The 5,115-nt window shown below is 60.0% G+C and carries 6 protein-coding genes; 4 read left to right on the forward strand and 2 right to left on the reverse strand.

Annotation, left to right across the window (positions count from 1 at the left end; all coding sequences use genetic code 11):
• Together HTT03_RS13670 and HTT03_RS13675 are read right to left on the reverse strand one after the other, a co-directional pair.
• On the reverse strand, positions 1-1,536 hold a 1,536-nt coding region (locus tag HTT03_RS13670), incomplete at its 3' end, for a sensor histidine kinase (protein WP_174860360.1).
• Complete coding sequence (locus HTT03_RS13675) at positions 1,533-2,006, reverse strand: putative pterin-binding protein (protein WP_174860313.1); 474 nt, start codon at positions 2,004-2,006, stop codon at positions 1,533-1,535. The genes HTT03_RS13670 and HTT03_RS13675, both read right to left, overlap by 4 nt.
• 151 nt (positions 2,007-2,157) lie before the next feature.
• On the opposite strand from HTT03_RS13675, the gene HTT03_RS13680 reads away from it, so the two are divergent.
• The 4 genes from HTT03_RS13680 to HTT03_RS13695 all read left to right on the forward strand — a co-directional run.
• Positions 2,158-2,517: a hypothetical protein gene (locus HTT03_RS13680; RefSeq protein WP_174860314.1), complete on the forward strand. Its 360-nt coding sequence runs from the start codon at positions 2,158-2,160 to the stop codon at positions 2,515-2,517.
• Positions 2,518-2,563: 46 nt separating this feature from the next.
• Positions 2,564-3,550: a hypothetical protein gene (locus HTT03_RS13685; RefSeq protein ID WP_174860361.1), complete on the forward strand. Its 987-nt coding sequence runs from the start codon at positions 2,564-2,566 to the stop codon at positions 3,548-3,550.
• Positions 3,551-3,568: 18 nt separating this feature from the next.
• Positions 3,569-4,678 carry a hypothetical protein gene (locus tag HTT03_RS13690; protein ID WP_174860362.1) on the forward strand — a complete coding sequence of 370 codons (1,110 nt, stop codon included), beginning with the start codon at positions 3,569-3,571 and terminating at the stop codon, positions 4,676-4,678.
• Between the two features lie 45 nt (positions 4,679-4,723).
• A partial coding sequence (locus HTT03_RS13695) for a vWA domain-containing protein (protein ID WP_174860363.1) occupies positions 4,724-5,115 on the forward strand: 392 nt, incomplete at its 3' end.

Consider the following 5,115-nt stretch of genomic DNA (forward strand, 5'->3'; position numbering starts at 1 on the left):
CGTTGCGTTCCCATGCAGATGTACGGTGATTGCAGAGCCCTTAGGCGCATATTTTACGGCGTTCGACATGAGGTTTTCCAGCACCTGTTCCGCGTGCGCGGGGTCGCAAAGGGCGACGGCATTCAGATTGGCAGGGTGATCTGTCTCAATCCGCGCTTCGGGAGCCATCGCCTGTTGTCTGGCACGGACCCCTTCAAGCAAATTGCTCAGATCGCAGGCGACCCGGCGCGCGCCCACCTGACCGGTTTGAAGCCGTGTGGCGTCCATCGTGCTGGCCACCAGCCGGGTCAGCCCGGCAATGGCATCCCGCGCCCCGCGCGCGCGGTCCACGATCTCTGCTGTGCTGGCGCGGCCGCCCCGGCGGATCAGACGTTGCAATGCGGAATCGGCCACCGCCAGAGGTGTGCGGAATTGATGCGAGATCATCCCTGCGAAATTGCGGTAAAGATCCGCAGCAGAGCGCTCTCGCAACAGCGCCTCATCGAGCTCGCGGGTGCGTTCCGCCACAAGTTGTTCCAGATGCCCGCGGGTTTGCGCGGCCCGTTGGCGTGCGGCGTAGCGGTCGCTTGCGTCATGCATAAACACAATGGCTCCGACGACGCGCCCCTCGTCCAACATGGGCGAAAAGCGCAGGTCGACATAAAGCGCGGGTTCCTCCGCATCGCGGTAATAGGGCTGCAAGGCAATGCTGCGGTCCTTCCCAGCGAGCGATGCCTTAAGCGCCGTTTGGACATGGGCAGTGCCAAAGAAACCTGTGATATCAGACAGTTTTCGCCCCACGGCTCGCTCTGCCGGTTGGCCGGTCATGGTGGCCATGGCGTCGTTCCAGATCGTGCAGCGCCCGGCCGCGTCGATCGCCAAAATCCCGTCACCGCTGGAAGACACCAACAGCGCCGAGAAATCCCGCTCGCGCCGCAGCATGTTGGTCCGCTGGCGCGACAGGCGCAGCGCGAAAAAGAGCGTCAGGATCAAGACAGCGCCGGTCACGGTGATCCCAAAGAGCGAGGCGATGATCTGGCGCAACTGCGCGCGTGCGGTTTCGAGCCGCCCGCCCAGGTCGTCCCATTCGCGGATCATGGTTTTGTTGGCCGCGCGGGAAAAGAACCGCGTGAACGGCGCAAGCGCCTCGCGCAAGTCCTGCGCCGTGGAAGGAGAGATCGGGGCAGACGGAGGCGCGATGCTCTGCAAAGTCTGGTTCAGCGTTGAAAGCTGCTCGCGCATCCCGATCTCTTCCATGAAGCGCCGTTGCGGTCCTTCGTGCAGCAGCGCAAAGCGGCTGCGCAACAGGTCAAGACGCAGCGCGATCTCCGCCGCATCTGCCTCCCCCAACTCCGCCCTCAAAGTGGTCTCGACAAGACGCCGTGCGGCAATCTCGCTTTGGTGCATGACCCAGAGCATATTATGCTCCGCATTGACGCGAATATCATCCGCGACCCGGACCATGCGGTTCAGCGCAAAGGCCAGAAGCACCGCAAAGACAAAAATGGCGATCAGCGGCAGGATCAGAGCAAGACCGGGCCGACCGAGGGGTCTCATCTGATTTCAAGCTCCGACAGTTGCCAGACCCAGCGGTAGTCATAGCGGATGTCTTGCAATGCCTCATGCCCGTCACGCGGATAGACGATCCAAAGCGGGCCCTTGTCGGCCCGGTCCAGTTCCGCGCCATTCATACTGTAGCCAACGATCACGTCGTATTGCTCAACATCCGCGCGGGGGATGTCGACCACATAGTCGTTGAGCGCGGTAGCCGTGATCACATCCCCCGTCGCATCCAATTGGGCAAGCAGATCGCGCAGCAGCACACCGGTAAAGTTGTGTACCCCATCGGTCACCACTGTCGATGTCTCTAACGTGGTGGTGGGCAGGGCGCGCAGATCGGCCATGGTGAAATGCGCAGGTGCGTCGTCAATCAGGCCAGTGACCTTTAGTATCACCGGTTCTTCAGCGGCCAGAGCGGCCCCGGCAAGCGCGATGCAGGTCGAGATTGATATAGCCGCGTAACGCATAAGACCCTCATTTCTTTTCGGCAGTTCAACAGTCTGGCGGTCAGCATGCAATCATAACGTGAAAAGTTTCGCTTTTCCCCGTCCAAACGAAGGGGGCGGCTTGGCGGTTTAGCGATTATGCGAAGGGGGTGTCGAAAAGGATCACCGCGCTATGCGTCTTGCTAATACTGTCTCTGTCCTCATTGGCCTGTTGGTCCTGCAATCTTGCGGCACGCCGGAGTATCGCACCGAGCGGACCCATTGCGAGGCGGAGTGGCTGCTCAAGATCCCACCCGTCTATCGCCATGAACCGGTCACCAAATACCGCAGCGTTGAGCGCCCGAGTGGGGAGACCGTTTGTGAGACCGCAGGCACCACCACCACCTGCAAGCCGGTGATGAAGGCGATCTCAGTGCCTTACACCACGGTTGAGCGGGTCGATATTCGCAAGGCGCAGCGGGACCCGCAGATCGCCTCCTGCGCGGCGCGGGCCTGTGCGGCGAAATACGGCAATAGCAAATGTGAGATCTAACCCGCCGCGCAGCTGTCCGGCGGGTCGATAAGGGAGGGGAACAACCATGTGGAATTTCAGCATCGGCGGAGCGCTTAGGCTGATGGGGCGCACCTTGCCTTTCATCCTTTTGCGCATGGCGGTCTACTTCGGGATTACGCTGGGCTATATCCTCGTCACCGGCATGGGGGCGGGGGTCGGCTGGGGCATCGGCGGCTTTGGCGATGCGGAGTTCCGCGCCACGACCACCGCATGGGGCGGTTTTGCGGGCTTCGGCATTTTCGGGGCGCTGATGTACTGGGCGCGTGAATATATCCTCTACATCGTCAAAGCCGGCCATATCGCCGTGTTGGTCGAACTGATCGACGGCAAGCCGATGCCGGAGGGCCGCAGTCAGGTCGCCCATGCGACCACCGTGGTCAAAGAGCGTTTTCCACAGGCCAGCACCCTTTTCGTCATGGACCAACTGATCAAAGGCGTGGTCCGCGCCATCGCCGGGCTTTTGCGCGGCATCCTCACAATCCTGCCCGTGCCGGGGGTGCAACAGCTTGCCAGCATCCTGTCGGCCTTTTTGCGCATCGCAGTGGGCTTTGTGGATGAGGTGATCCTTGCCTATGCGATCCGCACGCGGTCCGACAACGCGTGGATGTCCGCGCGGGAGGCTTTGGTGCTCTATGGGCAGAACTACAAAGTGATGCTTAAAAACGCGGCATGGCTGGCGCTGATCGTCTATGGTCTGAGCTTTCTGGTCTTTGTGGTGATGCTCGCCCCCGCGGCCTTGGTCGTTTATCTGATGCCGGGGGCATGGGCCGCCGGGGGCGTGGTCTTTGCACTGCTCTTTGCTTGGAGCGTCAAGGCCGCCTTGCTCGAACCCTTTGCCATCACCTGCATGATGCAGGTCTATTTCAAAACCATCGAGGGCCAAGAGCCGAACCCCGAATGGGATGCCAAGCTGGAGCAAATGTCTGGCAAGTTCCGCAAGCTGAAAGAGCGTGCCTTTGGCGGTGGCCGCGCAGCGGTCCCTAACCCTGCGGCACAACCCGCGGCACAATAGAGAGTTTGGAGTAGGGAAATGAGATCTAAAGCCTGTGCTTTCCTCGCGCTCGCCATCGGTGCTCCGGCAGCAATAGCAGCCGAGGCTAACGTCATTTGTGAAGGCACTTATGAATTCTTCAACGGTAAGGACACGGTGATCGCGCTCCCAGGCCACGCACCGCCAAATGGCGCAAAGGCGGCGGAACTCTACAACGCTTACAGGGGCGAATGGCTTGGCCATTTCATAGGGAAACCGAAAAGCGAAGGTATCCACGAGGTCAAGGTCAGCCAGTGCGGGCGTCAGTTCATCTTGTCTCAGGGTGCAAAGCAGATGCTGTTCTTGCAATCTATAATGGATGACACCCTCTATGTAGCGCAGGATATCGGAACCAATGACGCCGAATTAACGCTGCGCGTCGTCGATCATAAGATCATGGTCGGGGAGGTCGCCGGGGTCTCGCATGGGTTTGCCTTCAATATCCCCGTCGCTCTGGACCCGCGCGATGTTACGCAACCCGATATGACCGGCTGCGCGGATGAGCCTGCCGCTGAAGAGAGAGACCTCGATCGGCTCACCATAGATCCGGACCTGCGCAATGAGGCGATCGATATTGTGGCGACTGAACTGGGGATTCCAGCGGGCCAAGCGAGCCACTATATTTCAGCCGCGCGGACGGTGGCCAAAACCCGGCAGAGCGATAGGGGGGTGACTGTGGTCCAACCCGGGGAGCCAGGATGTCCGATCGAGCTGACCGGGGTAAAGACCTGCCGCATCTACCCGCCTGATACCTCGACCATCGTTGAGACCAATGTCCTGCTGGATGATGAAGGTAGGCTGCTACCGGTCAAGCCGCACAGCCCAGAGCGATCGCGCGTCGAGGTCGATGATCCTTTGGCCGCAGACATATGTGCGCCGGTGAAGAAATACCCGCCCGCCAGCACGCGTCTCCGCTTCAAGTTCCTCGCTATCGAAGAGGATGGCATTAACGATGTGCAGACTATGCTCGTGGATGCAAATACGGACCGCGTGCAGAAGGCCCATTACGCAGAAGGTACGCATCGCGGGAAAGCTGGCCGGGCTGAGGCTGCGAAGAAAGCGTACGAGGCGGTTGGATCACCAGTCAGCGGGCAGCATGAGCTGCCGTAACCAACAACCTCCGCACTGATATTCCTATATTAAAGAGAGCATTAAATGAAACTGATTACGTCAAAGTTGGCTATTACAGCAATTTCAGGTGGCATTTTCTGTGCTGCGGTGGCGCAGGCTGCTGAGGATGTCGTCATTGTCTATGACGCATCTGGCTCGATGTGGGGGCAGATTGACGGCACCTCCAAGATGGAAATCGCCCGTGATGTGCTGGAGGATTTGGTGCAGGGGTGGAGCGCCGAAACGAACTTGGGGCTCGTCGCTTATGGTCACCGGAGCCAAGGCGATTGCACCGATATCGAAACCTTGGTGACCCCGCAGCCGGTGGACAAAGAGGCGTTTCAAGCGCAGGTGAATGCGATCAAACCGGTCGGCAAAACGCCGATCTCCGCCGCCATCGAACATGCCGCCGACCTGCTCGCCTACCGCGACAACCC

Origin of the sequence: Sulfitobacter maritimus (genome assembly GCF_013346665.1) — a bacterium.
GTDB lineage: Bacteria > Pseudomonadota > Alphaproteobacteria > Rhodobacterales > Rhodobacteraceae > Sulfitobacter > Sulfitobacter maritimus.

Coding starts and splice junctions, on each gene's coding strand:
- HTT03_RS13675 (WP_174860313.1), bottom strand. CDS start 2,006: ATGCGTTACGCGGCTATATCAATCTCGACCTGCATCGCGCTTGCCGGG.
- HTT03_RS13680 (WP_174860314.1), top strand. CDS start 2,158: ATGCGTCTTGCTAATACTGTCTCTGTCCTCATTGGCCTGTTGGTCCTG.
- HTT03_RS13685 (WP_174860361.1), top strand. CDS start 2,564: ATGTGGAATTTCAGCATCGGCGGAGCGCTTAGGCTGATGGGGCGCACC.
- HTT03_RS13690 (WP_174860362.1), top strand. CDS start 3,569: ATGAGATCTAAAGCCTGTGCTTTCCTCGCGCTCGCCATCGGTGCTCCG.